Annotated in this window: 15 protein-coding genes; 6 read left to right on the forward strand and 9 right to left on the reverse strand. The window is 69.1% G+C overall.

The features are described from left to right. Positions 1–12: 12 nt before the first annotated feature. Positions 13–969, reverse strand: a complete 957-nt coding sequence (locus QZM35_RS17790) for a LysR family transcriptional regulator (RefSeq protein WP_069256256.1) — start codon at positions 967–969, stop codon at positions 13–15. A 188-nt stretch (positions 970–1,157) separates the two neighbouring features. Here QZM35_RS17790 and QZM35_RS17795 point away from each other — a divergent pair, with 188 nt between their 5' ends. The 4 genes from QZM35_RS17795 (at position 1,158) to QZM35_RS17810 (ending at position 5,226) form a co-directional block, all read left to right on the forward strand. Then, positions 1,158–2,468 carry an MFS transporter gene (locus QZM35_RS17795; RefSeq protein WP_089424965.1) on the forward strand — a complete coding sequence of 437 codons (1,311 nt, stop codon included), beginning with the start codon at positions 1,158–1,160 and terminating at the stop codon, positions 2,466–2,468. Positions 2,469–2,499: 31 nt separating this feature from the next. After that, on the forward strand, positions 2,500–3,771 hold the full coding sequence (locus tag QZM35_RS17800; RefSeq protein WP_301776531.1) for a Zn-dependent hydrolase: 1,272 nt from the start codon (positions 2,500–2,502) through the stop codon (positions 3,769–3,771). 40 nt (positions 3,772–3,811) lie between these two features. Next, positions 3,812–4,834: a histone deacetylase family protein gene (locus QZM35_RS17805; protein WP_089430861.1), complete on the forward strand. Its 1,023-nt coding sequence runs from the start codon at positions 3,812–3,814 to the stop codon at positions 4,832–4,834. A 104-nt stretch (positions 4,835–4,938) separates the two neighbouring features. Beyond that, positions 4,939–5,226, forward strand: coding sequence for a hypothetical protein (locus QZM35_RS17810; RefSeq protein ID WP_301776532.1), 288 nt, complete (start codon positions 4,939–4,941; stop codon positions 5,224–5,226). A 33-nt stretch (positions 5,227–5,259) separates the two neighbouring features. Here the strand turns inward: QZM35_RS17810 and QZM35_RS17815 are convergent, their stop codons facing one another. From QZM35_RS17815 to QZM35_RS17830, 4 genes are read right to left on the reverse strand one after another with little or no spacing between them, the layout of a single operon-like run. After that, on the reverse strand, positions 5,260–6,222 hold the full coding sequence (locus tag QZM35_RS17815; protein ID WP_301776533.1) for a spore coat U domain-containing protein: 963 nt from the start codon (positions 6,220–6,222) through the stop codon (positions 5,260–5,262). Further along, positions 6,219–8,603, reverse strand: a complete 2,385-nt coding sequence (locus QZM35_RS17820; protein ID WP_174975761.1) for a fimbria/pilus outer membrane usher protein — start codon at positions 8,601–8,603, stop codon at positions 6,219–6,221. Before QZM35_RS17820 ends, QZM35_RS17815 begins: the two co-directional genes overlap by 4 nt. 7 nt (positions 8,604–8,610) lie before the next feature. After that, positions 8,611–9,330, reverse strand: coding sequence for a molecular chaperone (locus QZM35_RS17825; protein ID WP_301776534.1), 720 nt, complete (start codon positions 9,328–9,330; stop codon positions 8,611–8,613). Positions 9,331–9,345: 15 nt separating this feature from the next. Further along, a complete protein-coding gene (locus tag QZM35_RS17830; RefSeq protein ID WP_089424972.1) occupies positions 9,346–9,843 on the reverse strand; it encodes a spore coat U domain-containing protein in 498 nt (165 codons plus the stop codon). Positions 9,844–9,952: 109 nt separating this feature from the next. Between QZM35_RS17830 and QZM35_RS17835 the strand changes: the two genes are divergently transcribed. Next, on the forward strand, positions 9,953–10,201 hold the full coding sequence (locus tag QZM35_RS17835; RefSeq protein WP_143329816.1) for a hypothetical protein: 249 nt from the start codon (positions 9,953–9,955) through the stop codon (positions 10,199–10,201). Between the two features lie 225 nt (positions 10,202–10,426). Here QZM35_RS17835 and QZM35_RS17840 read toward each other — a convergent pair whose 3' ends face one another. Further along, complete coding sequence (locus QZM35_RS17840; RefSeq protein ID WP_089424973.1) at positions 10,427–11,632, reverse strand: MFS transporter; 1,206 nt, start codon at positions 11,630–11,632, stop codon at positions 10,427–10,429. Between the two features lie 732 nt (positions 11,633–12,364). Then, positions 12,365–13,285 carry a LysR family transcriptional regulator gene (locus QZM35_RS17845; RefSeq protein ID WP_089425879.1) on the reverse strand — a complete coding sequence of 307 codons (921 nt, stop codon included), beginning with the start codon at positions 13,283–13,285 and terminating at the stop codon, positions 12,365–12,367. 166 nt (positions 13,286–13,451) lie between these two features. Here QZM35_RS17845 and QZM35_RS17850 point away from each other — a divergent pair, with 166 nt between their 5' ends. Further along, positions 13,452–14,372, forward strand: coding sequence for a pyridoxal-phosphate dependent enzyme (locus QZM35_RS17850; RefSeq protein WP_175239746.1), 921 nt, complete (start codon positions 13,452–13,454; stop codon positions 14,370–14,372). A 500-nt stretch (positions 14,373–14,872) separates the two neighbouring features. Here the strand turns inward: QZM35_RS17850 and QZM35_RS17855 are convergent, their stop codons facing one another. Next, complete coding sequence (locus tag QZM35_RS17855; RefSeq protein ID WP_301776535.1) at positions 14,873–15,973, reverse strand: DUF2242 domain-containing protein; 1,101 nt, start codon at positions 15,971–15,973, stop codon at positions 14,873–14,875. A 115-nt stretch (positions 15,974–16,088) separates the two neighbouring features. Further along, on the reverse strand, positions 16,089–16,982 hold the full coding sequence (locus tag QZM35_RS17860) for a LysR family transcriptional regulator (RefSeq protein ID WP_301776536.1): 894 nt from the start codon (positions 16,980–16,982) through the stop codon (positions 16,089–16,091). Positions 16,983–16,989: the final 7 nt, after the last annotated feature.

A 16,989-nucleotide genomic window follows, 5' to 3' on the forward strand; every position in this document is an offset into this window, starting at 1 on the left:
GCGTTCGCGCGGCTACTTCCCCAACCGCTCCGCCAGCGAATAGCGCTGCATGCAGCGCTCCATCGCGTCGAGAAACGCGTGCTCCGCCGCGTTCATCTTGCGATCGCGATGCCACAGCAGGAACACGTCGACATCGACGAGCCCGTCGTCGGGCGGCAGCCGCCACAGTCGCTGCTGGGCGATGTCGTCGCGCACGATGTGCTCGGGCAGGCAGCCGATCCCGTAGCCGGCGAAGATCAGCCGCCGCACTTCCTCGAGGCTTGGTGACGACGCGACGATGCGCCCCGTGAAGCCCCGCTGGTCGCGAAACACGGTGAGCGGCGACAGGCTGTCGCCGATCTGGTCGCTCGTGAACGACACGAAATTCTCGGCGAGCAGGTCGTCCATCCGCAGTTGCGTCTGCCCGAACAGCCGGTGATGGCGGCCGCAGTAGATCGCATAGCGCTGGCGCAGGAAGCAGCGCATCTCCAGCTTGTCGTGCGGCGTGCGGCACAGGCCGAGCCCGGCCGTGGCCGTTTTCTGCAGCAGCGAAGACAGAATGTCCGACGAGCGCATCACTTCGATCTGCAGATCGATGCGCGGGTACGCACGATGGAAGTCCGCGAGGAATTCATCGTAGACGGGCGACTCGATGCGGCTCACCGTTAGCAGCCGGATCGATCCGGTCAGGTCGGCGGTGCTGTCGTCGATTTCGGTCTCGAGGCGCGAGATGCCGCCGTAGATGTCGCTCGCGATCCGGTAGACGGCTTCGCCGGCAGGCGTCGGCGCGAAGTGCGTGCCGCGCCGCTCGATCAGCTTGCGCTCGAGCGTGTCCTCGAGCCGCCGCAAGGCCTGGCTCACCGCAGGCTGCGTGACGTGCAGGCGCGCGGCCGCGCGGCTCACGCTGCGTTCCTGGATGATCACGAGATAGGTGCGCAACAGGTTCCAGTCGAGGCGGTCGTTCAGGAACGGGGCGAGGTCGGGGCGCATCGGGTCTCCGGGCGAGCCGTCAAGGTGGGTATTAGCTGAATTTATACGGCGAACAATAACTTGAAATTTGACTAATGATTTGCGGTCACCGATAAAGGAGGGGTGCCGCAGCGTGCGGCGCAAGGCCGCGACAGACGGCCGTCACACGAATTGTGCGTCGCCCGCAGCGGCGCGCATCAGGAGCCCGCATGACCCAGTCCCTTTCTTCCGCCCGCCAGCCGGCGCGCGCCGCGACGGCCGCATTCATCGGCACGATGATCGAGTGGTACGACTTCTACATCTACGCGACCGCCGCCGCGCTCGTGTTCGGCGAACTCTATTTCCCGTCGCATGACCGCTTCGTCAGCACGATGGCGTCGTTCGCGACGTTCGCGGTCGGCTTCTTCGCCCGGCCGCTCGGCGGCGTGATCTTCGGCCATCTCGGCGATCGAATCGGCCGCAAGAAGGCGTTGATGACGACGCTGATGATGATGGGCGTCGCGACCGTCTGCGTCGGGCTGCTGCCCGACTATTCGAAGGTCGGCATGCTCGCGCCGGTGCTGCTCGTCGCGCTGCGCGTGGTGCAGGGGATCGCGGTCGGCGGCGAATGGGGCGGTGCGGTGCTGATGGCGGGCGAGCATGCGCCGCAGGGGCGTCGCACGTTCTTCGCGTCGTTCGCGCAGCTCGGCAGCCCGGCTGGGCTGATCCTGTCGCTGATCGCGTTCCGCGCGGTCACGTCGATGGACAAGGCCGACTTCCTCGCGTGGGGCTGGCGTCTGCCGTTTCTCGCGAGTTCGGTGCTGCTCGTGGTCGGTATCCTGATCCGGCTCGGCGTGAACGAGTCGCCGGAATTCGCGCGTGTAAAGGAAGCCCACCGCACGGTGAAGCTGCCGGTCGCGGAAGTGTTCCGCTCCGCGTCGGGGCTCGTGGCGCTCTGCATCGGCGCGAACACGATCGGCATCGCGGGCGTCTATTTCACGAACACGTTCATGATCGCGTACACGACGCAGTACGTCGGCGTGTCGCGCTCGCTGATCCTCGACAGCCTGTTCGCGGTCGCGATCATCCAGTTCGTCGCGCAGCCGATCGCCGCATGGATCGCCGAGCGCATCGGCGGCGCGCGCTTCCTGAAGCTCGCGGCGCTGCTCGCGATGCTGTCGCCGTATCCGATGTTCATGCTCGTGCAGGGCGGCACGTCCGCGTCGCTGATCGCGGGCATCGCGCTCGCGGTCGTCTGCATGGCCGGCTTCTATTCGGTGATCGCGGGTTTCGTCAGCGACGTGTTCCCCGCGCACGTGCGCTATTCGGCGATCTCGCTCGCCTACCAGGTTTGCGGTGCGATCGCGGGCGGGCTGACGCCGCTGGTCGGCACGTGGCTCGCGCATCGCTTCGCGGGCCAGTGGTGGCCGCTCGCGGTGTTCTACACGTGTCTCGCCGGCATCTCGCTGCTGTGCATCGTCGCGCTCGACGCACGCCGCGCGGCACGGCCGGCCGCCGCCGAAGCGCTCGGCTCGCAGTGACCCTCAACGAACGAATTCATCCGGAGTGCACATGAAAGACCTGCTGGAAATCGACGGCGCCCGTTTGTGGCAGAGCCTGGCGGACATGGCGCGTGTCGGCGCGACGCCGCGCGGCGGCGTGCGACGCCTCGCGCTCACCGACGACGATCGTCGCGGGCGCGACCTGTTCGCGCAGTGGTGTCGCGACGCGGGGATGACGGTGAGCGTCGACGCCGTCGGCAACCTGTTCGCGCGGCGCAACGGCATCGATGCGCAGGCAGCGCCGGTGCTGATCGGCAGCCATCTCGACACGCAGCCCGAAGGCGGCCGCTTCGATGGCGTCTATGGCGTGCTCGCCGCGCTCGAACTCGTGCGCACGCTGAACGACGCTGGCATCGCGACCGACAAGCCGCTGGAGATCGTGTCCTGGACCAACGAGGAGGGCGCGCGTTTCGCGCCGGCGATGCTCGGCTCGGCCGTGTTCACGGGCGCGTTGCCGCTCGACGAAGCGCTCGCGAAGCAGGACGCCGACGGCGTCACGCTCGGCGCGGCACTCGACGCATGCGGCTATCGCGGCACGCGTGCGATGGGCGGCGCGGTTGATGCGTACTTCGAGGCACATATCGAACAGGGCCCCGTGCTCGAGGCGAACGGCACGACGATCGGCATCGTCACGGGCGGGCAGGCGATCCGCTGGCTCGACGTGACAGTGACGGGCGTCGCCGCGCATGCGGGCACGACGCCGATGCCGTATCGCAAGGACGCGACTTTCGCGAGCGCGCAGATGGCGCTCGAACTCGAACGGATCGTCGCCGCTTATGCGCCGCGCGGGCTCGCGACGATCGGCCAGGTCGGCATCCGCAACGCATCGCGCAACACCATTGCGGGCGACGTGACGTTCACGGTCGACCTCCGCCATCACGACGATGCGCAAGTCGATGCGATGGAGCGCGACTTGCGCGAGGCGTGCACGCGTGTCGCCGCCGCGCGTGGCGTGCAGGTCGCGATTGAGACCTGCTGGCGCAGCCCGGCGACGCCGTTCGACCGCGACTGCGTCGAACAGGTCGCGCAGGCGGCCGCCGCGTTCGGCTATACGAACGAGCGGATCGTCAGCGGCGCCGGGCACGACGCGATCCTGCTCGCGCGTTGCGTGCCGACCGCGATGGTGTTCATCCCGTGCGTCGACGGCCTGTCGCACAACGAAGCCGAGGATGCGCTGCCGGATGACGTGACGCGCGGCACGAACGTGCTGCTTCATGCGGTGCTCGCGCGCGCCGGCGTCGCGGCGGGCGTTGCCGTGACGGCCGCCGCGCAGCACGCATGACGCGGCGAACCGATAATTCGAAAACCGACGAGGGCGAACGATGAAAACCTATTTCCATCCCGAGCAGTTGCTGCACCATCCGCGCAGCTACCTGTCGCGCGGCCAGATGCGTGAGCCGCAGGAAGTACCCGAGCGCGCGGCGCGGCTCGTCGCGGCCGTGCGCTCGCTCGACTTCGACGTGCGCGAGCCGGCCGACCGCGGCACCGCGCCGATCGCGGCCGTGCACGACATGAACTACCTGCGCTTCCTGGAAGAAGCGCATCGCGACTGGAAGCAGATGCCCGACGACTGGGGCGACGAAGTGATGTCGAACGTGTTCGTGCGCGACCCGAACCCGCTGCGCGGCGTGCTCGCGAAAGCCGCGCGCTACCTCGCCGACGGCAGCTGCCCGGTCGGCGCGAACACGTGGCGCGCCGCGTACTGGTCCGCGCAGGGCGCGCTGGCGGCCGCGGCCGACGTCAACGACGGCGCGCGCGAGGCCTACGCGCTGTGCCGGCCGCCCGGCCATCACGCACGCCGCGACGCGGCCGGCGGCTTCTGCTACCTGAACAATGCGGCGATCGCCGCGCAGTCGCTGCTCGGCCGCCATCGCCGGGTCGCGATCCTCGACACCGACATGCATCACGGGCAGGGCGTGCAGGAGATCTTCTACGGCCGTGACGACGTGCTGTACGTGTCGATCCACGGCGACCCGACCAATTTCTACCCGGTCGTCGCGGGCTACGAGGAAGAGACGGGCACCGGGGCCGGCGACGGCTTCAACCTCAACCTGCCGATGCCGCACGGTGCGCCGGAGTCGGCGTTCTTCGAGCGGCTCGACGACGCGCTGCGCGCGCTTGCGCGGTTCGAGCCCGATGCACTCGTGCTCGCGCTCGGCTTCGATATCTACAAGGACGATCCGCAATCGCAGGTGGCCGTCACGACCGACGGCTTCGGCCGGCTCGGCGGCGCGATCGGCGCGCTCGGGTTGCCGACGGTGATCGTGCAGGAAGGCGGCTATCACCTCGACAGCCTCGACGCGAACGCGCGTGCATTTTTCGGCGGATTCGCCGCCGCGCGCTGACCGTCATCGCGGGGCCCGATCGCAGGCGTGCGGACTCAAGATTTCCGCACGCCTGCCGATAATTCGCGCATATGCTGGATGGATGCACGAAGGAGGGCCGAACGATGACAGCCGGCCAAATCAGACGCGGTGCGATCGCGCTCGCGGCGCTGGGCGTAGGGTCGCTCGCCAGCGCGGCCGATCCGTCGATCCCGCTGCGCGTCAGTCTCACCATTCCCGAAATCTGCACGATCGGCCCCGGCGTGCCGCAGGCCGTCGATGGCGACATGCCGAGCGTCAGTTGCGCGCACGGTACGCCGTTCGTGCTCAGTCACGCGCCGCGGCCCGACGTGCGATCGGCGCCGCGCAGCATCGGCGCGGGCGTGCTCCCCACCTGGACCGTCACGTTCTGAGCGCTCGCGCGCGCTCGCCCATGCCACTGAGCGCTAGAAACTGATCGTCGCGGTGATCGTGTCACTGTAGTTGCCGGGCGCGGGCGTCGTTTGCGCCGGCACCGCACCGTACACGGTCACGGCCTGCGAGGTGCCCGTGCCGACGCCCGTGACCGTCGAACTGCCACCCGTGCCGTCTCCCCACGCGATCGAACGCGCGGCATCGGTGTAAAGCCCGTAGCCGATCGTGCCGCCGCCGCCGCTGCGCTGCATCTGGCGCGCCGTCACGTTGCCGCTGCTGCCGCCGCTCAGCGCGATCTTCCACGCGTCGCCGTTGGTGCATTGCGCGGTGATCGAACCGGTCGCGGTGAGCGCGCCCGACAGCACGCTCGCGGTGCCGAAGCTGACGTTGGTCGCGCTGATGTTGCAGTTGTTGATGACGTTGGCGGTCGCGCTGAACGGGAAGGTGCCGTTCGACGCCGTCAGCGACGCGCAAGTGGGCGCACCGAGCAGGTAGAACCCCGCGTTGATCGATGTCGTGTTGCCGCCGAACGTCTGCGAGTAGGGGGTCGTGCTGTTGCCGGTCGTCGGCACGGTCGGCTGGTTCGCGGTGATCTGCCCGTAGATCGTGACCGTGGCGCTCGCGCTCGTGCCGAGCGCGGGTTTGACGAGCGTCACCGATGCCGGCGTCGTGCCGGAGTAGATGGAGCCCCACGCGACCGAATGCCCGGCATCGAGATAGAGGTCGTACTGCATCGCGTTGTTGCCGTTGACGAGGCTGCGCGGGCTCGTGCCGCCGAGACTCAGGCACACGAGCACGTTCGGCGTCAGCGTGACGGCCGACCACGTGCAGGTGATGCTGACGGTGCCGGTCGCGGCGACCGACGCGCGCGAGATCGGGCTGACCGAGCCGAAGCTCACCGTCGACGCGGTGGCCGTGCACGTCTCGGCCTGCGCATCGTGCGGCACGCCGCACCACATGGCGAACGCGACGAAGAGGAGCAGTGCGAACTTCATGGCGCGGGCCGGCAGGTGAGCGGGCCGAGGGTCGGCAGCGTGCCGTTGCCGGGCGCCGTGAACGCGAATGTCGCGACGCAGCGCTGCGTGCCGTAATCGATCACGAGATGGTTGTCCTCCTTCAGTCCGTCGATGAACGTGAGCCCGTCGTAGCCGACGATCGTGTCCGCGCCGCTTTCCGCGTGATGCACGTGCGCGCCGGCCGGCAGCGGGCGGCCGGCCGCGTCGTGCAGGATGACCGACGCCGCGCGATAGCGCGACACGCCGAAATGCGCGACGACGCCCGATTGCGCCTGCGGCACGACCGTCATCGAGGTCCGGGCGATCCGCGCATCGGCGGGCAGCTTCATCGAGTCGATCGCGATCTGGTTGTTCTGGTACGCGTTCAGGTCGGGCACGAGCAGGTGTCCCGCGCGATCTGTCGTGCCGATCACGCGGTTCTCGTGCAGCACCGGAATGCCCGCGACGCCGTCGGTCGACACGAGCGCGAAGCCGTCGTCGATGCGGCGTGACACCTGCAGGCTGCGGTCCATGAACACGAGCGCGCCGCTGACGTCGAGCGACGCGCCGGTCTGGCGGTCGATGTTCTGCGCGGCCGCGATGACTTCGCCCGCGTGGCCCAGATAGCGCAGTTGCGCTTGCCGGTACGGCACCGCGCCCGTGCCGCCGGTCTGCACGCCCCAGCCCCAGCCGCCGTCGTAGTCGGGCGGGCGGCTCGCGTCGACGGTGTAGTTCGACTGGCCGCGCTGCCGGCCGACGGTCGTATTGATCGACGTGTTGCGGCCGAGCCCGATGTTCAGCGAGACGAACGCGCCGTTCGCACCCTGCTGCGCGAAGTCGCGGTACGCACTCACGCTCACCGACGCGAGATCGCCGAAGCTCAGCGTGTACGACACCGTGCCGATTCGCGCGCTCGGGCCTTGCGGCAGCCGGAAGCCGATATAACTGAGCGACAGCGTCTGGCGGTGCATGAACGGCAGCGCGAGCGTGGCCTGGTCGGTCGCCGACGGCACCGGCGAGCCGTCGCGCGACGCGAGGTCGCCGTAGCGGCCGAACGCGCGGATCGTCTGCGCGTTGATCGAGAAGCGCGGTTCGATCACCTGGTAGCCGACGCTTACCTGCGTGCCCGGATAGCGTCCGGCGCTGCCCGCGACCGCGCCGCTCACGACGCCCGCGTAGCCGAGCCGCATCAGGGCGCCGACGCCGGCGTTGACCATGCCGCCGGTTGCTTCCGCATGCCCCTCGATGGTCAGCGCATCGGTCACGCCGCGCCGCATCGAGCCGCTGACGGCCGGCCGCGCGTCGTAGTCGAACGACTGCAGCCCGTAGTTGCGGCGCAGGAAGCCGGCTTCGAACGAATAGCTCGACAGCCCGGCGGACAGCATGCGCGTATCGACGTAGAGCGGCACCGACGTCGCGACGGTGCGCCCGAGCGCGTCGCGCGTGATGACGGTCGCCTGGCCGGCGCCCGTGATGCCCGGCACGTCGTGGATGATGAACGGGCCGCTCGGCACGTTGCCGGTGTACTGGCGCACGTTGTTGATGTACAGGTCGACCGCCGACGGCACGGCGGCGGAGCCCGCGAGCGACGGAATCGGGAACGTCACGAGGTCGGGCCGCAGCGCGAAGTTGCTGCGCCACTGGAAGCCGCCGAGGCGCACCGAGCGCGTCCACGCGAGCGATCCCGAGATCGCGTCGCCGATCTGCGTCGTGCTCGGCCGTGCCGGGTCCGAGCGGCTCCACGACGTATCGAAGCGCGTATAGCGCCGCTGGCCGTTGTAGAAATACGCGGTGCCCGTCGTGTTGAACACGCCGTTCGGGTCGAAGTAGCGCACGCCGGTATAGAGCGAGAACTGCCGGTCGCCGATCGTCTGCGCGTACGCCTCGTAGTTGATCGCGAGGCCGCGCGACGCGCTGGCCTCCTGCGTGGCCGGCAACGCGCGGCTGTCGACCGCGTACGGGCGGCGCAGCGCGTCGGGCAGCTGCAGGTCGACGCTCTGGCGTGCCGCGTCGTAGCGGTAGCGCAGGCCGGGAATCGTGTCGAGATCGACGGTCGCCGCATCGGCGATGCCGAGCCGGTCGGTCGCGAAGCCGATCGTGCGCAGGTCGGCGCCGCTCGCCGACAGATGGCCGTCGCGCTCGCGGAAGTGCGCGAGCAGCGCCGTGCTTTCGCCGTTGACACTGACTTCGAGGACCACGTCGTGCGTGCTGTCGGTCATCACGAGTGCCGCGGGTTCGTCCGCGCGGGCCGAGCCGATCACGAGCAGGCTGCCGGCCACGATGGCCGCAAGCGCGGCGCGCGGCGAGCGGCGCGGCGTTTCGCGTCCATTGGCGGGGAACCTGCCGGCGCGTGGCGAAGGGGGCGAGGCCGGGCGGCGCACCGGCGGTCTAGCCCGGCGGCTCCACCGTGACGACCGCGCTGGCCGGCTGCGAATTGACGGCCGCCCGCACCGTGACCTTGCTGCCGAGCGTGACGCCGGCCGGCAGCGGCACGCTCCACTGGCCCGTGCGGCCCGCGAGCGCGTAGCCGAGCAATCCGCGCGTGAGCGGGTACGCGTGGCCGTCGCCGGTCACGAGCTCGACCGACGCGAGCTGCGCGCGGCGCGCGCCGCCGTTGCGCACCCGCAGCACCCAGCCGCCGTTGCTGCGCAGCAGCGCCCAGTCGAGCTGCGGCGCGCCGTTGGCCGCGGGCTCGACGAACACCGGAATCGAATAGCGCAGCCGGATCGACACGCCGTTGGTCGGCGCTTCGCCGGGCTGCGGCAGCTCGTCGATCAGCAGCCGGTAGCTCTGCTCGATGCCGGAAGGCGTGCGCGCCGCGCGCACGACGCGGATCAGCTGCTCGGACTGCATGCCGACCTCGATCAGCGGCGGGCTCGCGACCAGATCCTGGGTGGGCGTCAGCGTGTCCTGGCCGTCGGCCTGGTCCCAGCGGAACACGCGCACCTGCCCGTACACCGGGCGCTCGCCCGGATTGCGCAGCGTGATGCCGGTGGCCGTGTCGTCGGTGCCGAATTCGATCGTGACGGGGGAAATCTGCAGCGACGCGGCGTGCGCGGTGCCGGCCGCGCACAGCAGCGCGGCGAGCGTTCGACGTAATGCGGTCATGCGTTGCTGCGCCGGTCAGAAGTAGACGGTTGCGGTGACGGTCGTCTGATAGGTGTCCGGCTTCGGCGTCGCCTGCGCGGGCACCTGGCCGTAGACGGTCAACGCCTGCGCGGCGCCCGTGCCGGTGCCGGCCACGGTGTTCGTGCCTTGCGTGTTGCCCCAGATCGTCGTGCGCCCGGCGTCCTGGTAGAGCTGGAAGCCGACGGTCGTCGTCGTGTTGCCGGTCGACGTGCCGGCCATCAGGCGGCTCGCGACGCTCGAACCCGTGACCGAGCCCGCGTCGAGGCCGACGTTGTACGGCGTCGTGTTGGTACAGGTGACGCTGACGGTCGTCTGCTGGTTGATTGCCGTGGCCAGCACCCCGTTGGTGCCGAAGGCCAGCGGGTTCGCGGCGATCGTGCAGTTCGGCTGCAGTGTCAGCGTGACGTTGAAGGTGGCGGTCGCAGTGCCGTTCGAATACGTGGCTGCGTCGGCGGCAGGTGTCGACAGGCCGATTGACAGCGCGAGCGACAATGTCGTGGAAGCGATGGCGACTTTCACACGGATCCCTCATCGAGCGGTTTTTCATTGGATTTATGCCGCGCTTCGCATGCCACGGCATTGCGAATGCTGATACGAATTGATGAGTCTTTCAATCGCAATGTTCGGGCTGTTTCATTTTGTTACAGTAAAGCCGGGAGTCGATGGAATAAAGCCGGAAAACATTACGGTTTTCGATTTTCTCTCGTGCGGCGCGAGCGAAAGATTTTCCTGTGATGCGGCAATAGTTTCGCGGCTTTGGCGGGGTGCGAAGCGATTTTTCCGATTGACGCAGTGGATTGAAACGGCCGATGCGGAATGGTTGACTGAAATGCCCGGTGAAGCGAAATAGGCAGGCATTGAATCGTTCAGGCAGATTGGATCGTTTTCAGTTTTCCGTTAATGAATCGGATTTTGCAGCGATGCAAGATGTGCCGAATTTCCCGATTTTTATGATTGGCGAATCGGTGAATCGGCATTGACGAGTGAAAACGAAGACGGCCGCATTGCGCGGCCGTGAGTGTGTTCGCCCCACGGGCGGCTGCCCGTCGCGCATGACCGGCGCGACGAGTCGCGATTACGAATTCGCGGCGGCCGGTGCGCGGCGCTGCTGCGCGATCTGCACGAACACGAGTGCGAGCCCGGCCGCGGCGATCAGTCCGCCGACGAGCGGCACGGCCGCATAGCCGAAGCCCGCCGAGAGCGCCGCGCCGCCGGCCGCGGCGCCGAGCGCGTTGCCGAGGTTGAACGCGCCGATGTTGACGGCCGACGCGAGGCCCGGCGCTTCGTGGGCTGCCCGCATCACGCGCATCTGCAGCGGCGGCACGACCGCGAACGTCGCGACACCCCACACGAGCAGCGTGACGGCGGCGCCCGCATGCGTGCGGGCGAGCACCGGGAACGCGGCCATCGTCGCGATCAGCAACAGCAGGAACCCGATCAGCGTGCCGTCGAGCGAGCGGTCGGCGAGGCGCCCGCCCGCGATGTTGCCGATCGAGAAGCCGACGCCGATCAGCACCAGCATCGCGGTCACGAAGCCGGGCGTCGCGCCGGTCAGGTGTTCGAGCGTCGGCGCGACATACGTGTAGAGCGTGAACATCGCGCCGGCGCCGAGCACGGTCGTCCCGAGCGCGCCGAGCACGACGGGGCGCGTCAGCACCGAGAGTTCGGCGCGCAGGTCGGGCATCTTGCCGGCTTCGCCCTTCGGCAGCGCGGCGAACAGCCCGGCGATCGCAACCAGGCCGAGGCCCGCGGTCGCCGCGAACGACATGCGCCAGCCGATGATCTGGCCGAGCCAGGTCGCGGCCGGCACGCCGCCGACGTTCGCGATCGTGAGACCCATGAACATCGTCGCGACCGCGCTGGCCTGCTTCTCGCGCGGCACGAGGCTGGCCGCGACCACCGAGCCCAGTCCGAAGAAGGCGCCGTGGTTGAGGCTCGTCACGAGGCGGGCGAGCAGCAGCGTCGTGTAGTCCGGTGCGAACGCCGACAGCAGGTTGCCGATCGTGAAGATCGACATCAGCGCGATCAGCGCCGAGCGGCGCGACCAGCGCGCGAGCAGCAGCGTCATCAGCGGCGCGCCGACCATCACGCCGATCGCATAGGCGCTGATCAGCATGCCGGCTTGCGGAATCGACACGTGCACGCCGTCGGCGATCACGGGCAGCAGGCCCATCGGCGAGAACTCGGTCGTGCCGATGCCGAACGCACCGGCGGCGAGTGCCAGCAGCGGCAGCGCGGCGCTGCCGCCCGGGCGGGAAGGAGAGGAAGTCGTGATCTTCACGCGATGGGCTCCTGTAGTCGAGGGACAACGGCAGGGGCCGTTGAGGACAGGGTGAAGTGTGCCTGCATGACTTTTGCGGAAAAAGCCGGGTCCGGACGAAATTATCTTGATTTCATGTCAACAATGCAGCGAGCGCTTGAAGCCCGGCGATGGGGCGGGCGAAAGCGATGTTTTTGTGAAAGATATTTGTAAAGGTCGGCATGCGGCTTCAGGGCGGGAGATCGCGATCCATCGGCGCTTCGACGCGGGCTGACGCTCGCTCCCGCCGGATGAGCGGGAAGCCGCCCACCGACTTCCCGGCGATGGGTGGCCGTGCGGATCGGACGGGCCGAGCAGGCGGTCGGCATCACGCCAGGCGAATCTCGCATCGTCGCCGAAAACCCTTTGCAGACAAGGCCCGCGGCCAAAAAAAGCCCCGATCACAGGGGGACCGTGACCGGGGCGGAAACGCATCCTCTCTTTGGCACGAGGGTTGGATGCGCGCGCAGTATATTTCGCACCATGACAATTCGAAGCGACGTTAAACGGCCGTTTTTGGTGCCAATTTAAAAACACCGGTGCTGCGGCGTCCGGTGTCGTCGTTTTGTAAGAATTTTCGTGGAAAAGATGCGGTTGTTTAGCGTGTTTCGGCAGTCGAAGCGACAGTTGGGCGGGAGGGGATTGCGCCCGTCATTCGGCATCGCGAATCGGGTCGCTCAAGTGCCGGGTGAGGTCGCCGCACCTGCTGTCCGCTCAGCCCGCTTCGCTCGCTTCGCCGGTCGCATCACGCACGGCCTCGAGAAACCGCGCGACGACGGGCGACGGGGGCACGGCCGCACCGTCGAACACGAACTCGATGTCGAAGCGGCGCGCGAGTTCGTCGAGCGCGACGAGCCGGACCGTGTGCGGGCAGGTCGGCGACGCGCTTTCCGGCACGAATGCACAGCCCATCCCGGCCGCGACGAGGCCGATCAACGTCGGAATGTCGCTGCCGACCTGCGCGATGCGCGGCGTGAAGCCGGCCTGCTGGCACTGCGCCATCAGGAACCGGTGGTGCGCGGCGGAGCGCTGCGCGTCGAACCAGACGAACGGTTCGTTCGCGACGTCGGCCAGTGTGCGCGGCGCGGTGAAGCGTCCGCCCGGCGGCGCGGGCATCGCGAGCACGAAGCGGTCGCTCAGCAGCCGCACGCCCGACAGGTGCGGCGCCTCGTCCTGACGCCACGCCATGATCCCGCCGTCGAGCTGGCCGCGCATCAGCGCATTCGCCTGTTCGGCCGACAGCATCGGCGCGATCGACAGCTTCACGTCCGGGCACGCGTCGCGAAACGCCTTGAGGACGGTGCCGACGACGGGCAGCGGCAGGCAGTTCGGCAACGCACCGAGCCGCAACTCGCCCAGCTGGCCGGCCGCGCTGCGCAGCGCGCGCTCACGGCTGTCCTGCAGCGTCGCGAGCAGGCCGGTCGCGTCCTGCAGGAAGCTGGCGCCGGCCGCCGTGAGCGTGACGCCCGTTGCGCGACGCACCAGCAGCGGCGTGCCGATCGCGTCCTCGAGCTCGCGGATCTGTCGCGACAGCGCGGGCTGGACGATGCCGGCCGCGCGGGCGCCGGCCATCACGCTGCCGGCTTGCGCGACGGCCACGAAGTAGCGCAGGTGACGCAATTCGATCTGGCGCATGCGGCATCCCTTCAGGTTCATTGATATACCTGTCGAGCATAGCAAACGCCATTCGATGGTATTGGAAAGCATGGGAGGCGTGCCGTACGATGACCGTCATTGCCGCTCGCCGTTGCACGTCGCGTGCGTTCCCCCCCGTTTCCTCCGTTTCCATTGGTCCCGCCCCATGCCGCTTCATATCCCGACCCCTTATCTTTGCTCGCCAATCGCATCCCGCCGGCTCGGCAGGACCATCCGGCTGAAGCTCGATGCGCTGCAGCCGTCGGGCTCGTTCAAGCTGCGCGGCATCGGCGCCGTCTGCGAAGCGCGGCACGCGGCCGGCGCGCGGCGCTTCGTGTCGTCGTCGGGCGGCAACGCGGGCATCGCGGTCGCGTATTGCGGCCGCGAGCTCGGCGTGCCGGTGCTCGTCGTCGTACCGGAAAGCGCGTCGGCCCGTGCACGCGAGCTGATCCGCGTCGAGGGCGCCGAGCTCGTCGTGCACGGGGCGAGCTGGGCCGAGGCGAATGCGTTCGCGCAGTCGGCGCTCGGCGAGCATGATGCGTTCGTGCATCCGTTCGACGATCGCGTGCTGTGGCAGGGCCACGCGACGATGATCGACGAGATGGCGGCGGCCGGCCCGAAGCCCGACGCGATCGTGCTCGCGGTCGGCGGCGGCGGGCTGCTGTGTGGCGTGCTCGAAGGGCTGGCGCGCAACGGCTGGCACGACGTGCCGGTGGTCGCGGCCGAAACGGAAGGCGCCGACTGCTATGCGCGCTCGCTCGCGCAGGGGCATGGGGTCGAATTGCCGGCAATCACGAGCATCGCGACGTCGCTCGGCGCGAAGCGGCCGTGCGACGCGGCGGTCGAGTGGGCCGCGCGACACGAGATTCACCCGGTTGTCGTGTCCGATGCCGAGGCGGTGGCCGCCTCGCTGCGTTTCCTCGACGAGCACCGGATCGTCGTCGAGCCCGCGTGCGGCGCCGCGCTGGCCGCGCTCGAGCGGCCAGTGGCCGGGCTCGCGTCGGCGAAGGAGATCGCCGTGATCGTCTGCGGCGGCGTGACGGCGACCGTCGAGCAGATGCAGACGCTGCGTGCGACGTTGCGGTAGGGGGGGCGGCCGGCGCCAGCCGGTTTGTCGTGGGACGGCTGGGTGGCGGTCTATGACGGATATCTCTGCGATCGTCTGTGATGACGTGACGGTGACCGTCGAGCCGATGCAGACGCTGCGTGCGGCGTTGCGGTAGGCGGGGCGGCCGGCGCCAGCCGGTTTGTCGTGGGACGGCCGGATGGTGGTCGACGACGGATATCTCTGCGATCGTCTGCGATGACGCGACGGCGACCGTCGAGCCGATGCAGACGCTGCGTGCGGTGTTGCAGAAGGCGGGGGCGGCCGGCGCTAGCCGGCCTGTCGGAGGACGGCCGGACGGCAGTCGATCCCGGCGAACGTCGGCATCGGCTGCGCATACACCGTCGCGAAGCATCGAAGCAACGTCAGCGACACAACGGGTATGCAGCCGGCGGCGCTGAGATTCCCGTGATGAATGAGGGAGAAGTGTGCGTATCGTCGCGCGGCGCCGGATATGGCCGCGCGACGATACGGACGGCCGGTCAGTGTGCGGCCGGTGCGCTCGCGCCGGACGGTGCGGACGAGGCGACGGGGTTGGCGGCGGCAGGCGCGGGCGATGCGCTCGAGGGCGCCGATGCCGATACGGGGGCCGAAGCGGTGGGTGCAGGCGCCGGTGCGACCGGTGTCGGTGTTGTGGCGGCCGGTGTCGAAGCAGCGGGCGACGATGCCGGGCCGGAAGCGGATGCAGGCACGGAAGCCGAAACCGGCGCGGACGCCGATCCGGACGCCGGAGCGGGCGTCGACGACGCGGCCGCTGCAGGCGCCCCACCCGAAGCCGATACCGCCCCCGCACCCGACGCCGCCGCCGGCGCGGCAGCCCGCATCGCCGCCGGCGCAACCACGGCCGACGCGGCGGCCGGCACGGCGTTCGCCCCCGACTCGGGCGCGACCGCCGGCAACGAAAGCGGCACCGGCGCCGCGGGCGGCGTCGGCACGACCGGGGTCGTCATCTTCATCGGCTCGCCTTGCGGCGTCGGCGCGGGTTCGGGCAGCGGCGCGACGGGTTCCTTCTCGGCGGCCTTGACGGTCGCGCGGTCGCGGCGGGCCGGGTCGATCTTCAGGAAATGCTCGACGAGATTGAAAAAGCGCTCATAGAACACGCCGGCGGGAATCGTCTCGCTGGCGGTCTTGACGAGCGCGTCGTCGCTCGACCCGATCGGCAGCGACAGCGAGCCGAACACGCTCAAGCCGACACTGGCCGACGTATTCGACTTCTTCAGCGTATAGCGATCCTGCACCGCGTTCACGTACGCGATGCTCGACGTGCCGTCCGCGTTCGCGTCCGCGCACACGACGTGAAACTCGATCACGACGTGCATGTCGTTGTTCGGCTGGAAATTCTTGCTGCCGTCGACCGCATCGTTGCGCGACGACGACACCACATAGCCCTGGCTCAGCAGCGCGCGCCGCGCGGCCTCGCAGGCTGCGTCGGATTTCGAGTGGAACGTATGCGCGTACGGGCTGCTGGTCGCGTCGAACTGTTCCTGCTGGTAGATCGGCTTGGGCGGCGACGAGCACGCCGCCAGCACGGTCGCGGCCGCGAGCGCGCACGAAACGGAAAACAGGCGAAATCGGTTGTGCATGGCGTCTTTCAGAAGGCTTGGCGAGAGGCCGCGCAACGGCGGTGCCTGGATGAAGCGCGCGGCAATCTCGTAAGGCCGGGGCGTCATTATAGTTTCCTTTGATGTCGCGCTCGCTTCAGTCGGCCGAAGCGCCGCGTGCCGCGGCCAGCAATTGCGACGTCAGCGGATGGTGTTCGCCGCGCCGCGAGCGGATCGCGTGGATCTCCTCGGTCACGTCGCCGGCACGCCCGAGCCGGCGCAACCCGCGCAGCAGCGACGCGTCGTTCGCGCCGAGTTCGCTCAACGGGAACACGCCGAGGCCGCGCGCCGCGAACACGGCCATCAGCGCGCTGTCCTCGAATTCCCCGGCCACGCGCGGCACGATCCGTTCACCTTCCAGCCACAGGTCGAGGCGCGCGCGCAGCGCGGAATGCGCGGTCGGCAACAGCACGGGCAGGTCGGCGAGGCACTGCGGAAAGTGCTGCCGCGCGGCCGGCGTGACGAGCGCCGCGGGGCCATACCAGTCGACCGGCGACGCGACGAGCCGCTCGCTCGTCACCCGCAGGTTCGAGCCGGACGGCGCGCCCTGGCCGGCCAGCACCAGATCGAGATGATGCAGCGCCAGCTCCGCGAGCAGCGCATCGTGCTCGCCTTCGTGGCACAGCAGCCGCAGCGTGGGCGTATCCAGCACGGGTGCAAGGATCGCGTGCGCGGCGAGCTTGGAGATGCCGTCCGCGAGGCCGACCGCGAGCCGCACGGTCGGCTGGCTGGCCGCCGCGCGCACTTCGTCGGGGATCAGCCGTCCCATCTCGAAGATCACCTCCGCGCGCGCAAACGCGGCCTGGCCGGCGTCGGTCATCGTGACGCCGCGCCCGGCCGGGCGCAATAACTGGTGCCCGAGCGCTTTTTCGAGCTCGCGCACCTGCGCGCTGATGGTCTGCACGGCCATGTCGAGCCGCGCGGCCGCGCGCGCGAAGCCGCCTTCCTTCACGACGACCCAGAAGTAGTACAGATGTCGGAAATTGAGCATCGGAGCA

The sequence above is a fragment of the Burkholderia sp. AU45274 genome (assembly GCF_030482505.1).
GTDB lineage: Bacteria > Pseudomonadota > Gammaproteobacteria > Burkholderiales > Burkholderiaceae > Burkholderia.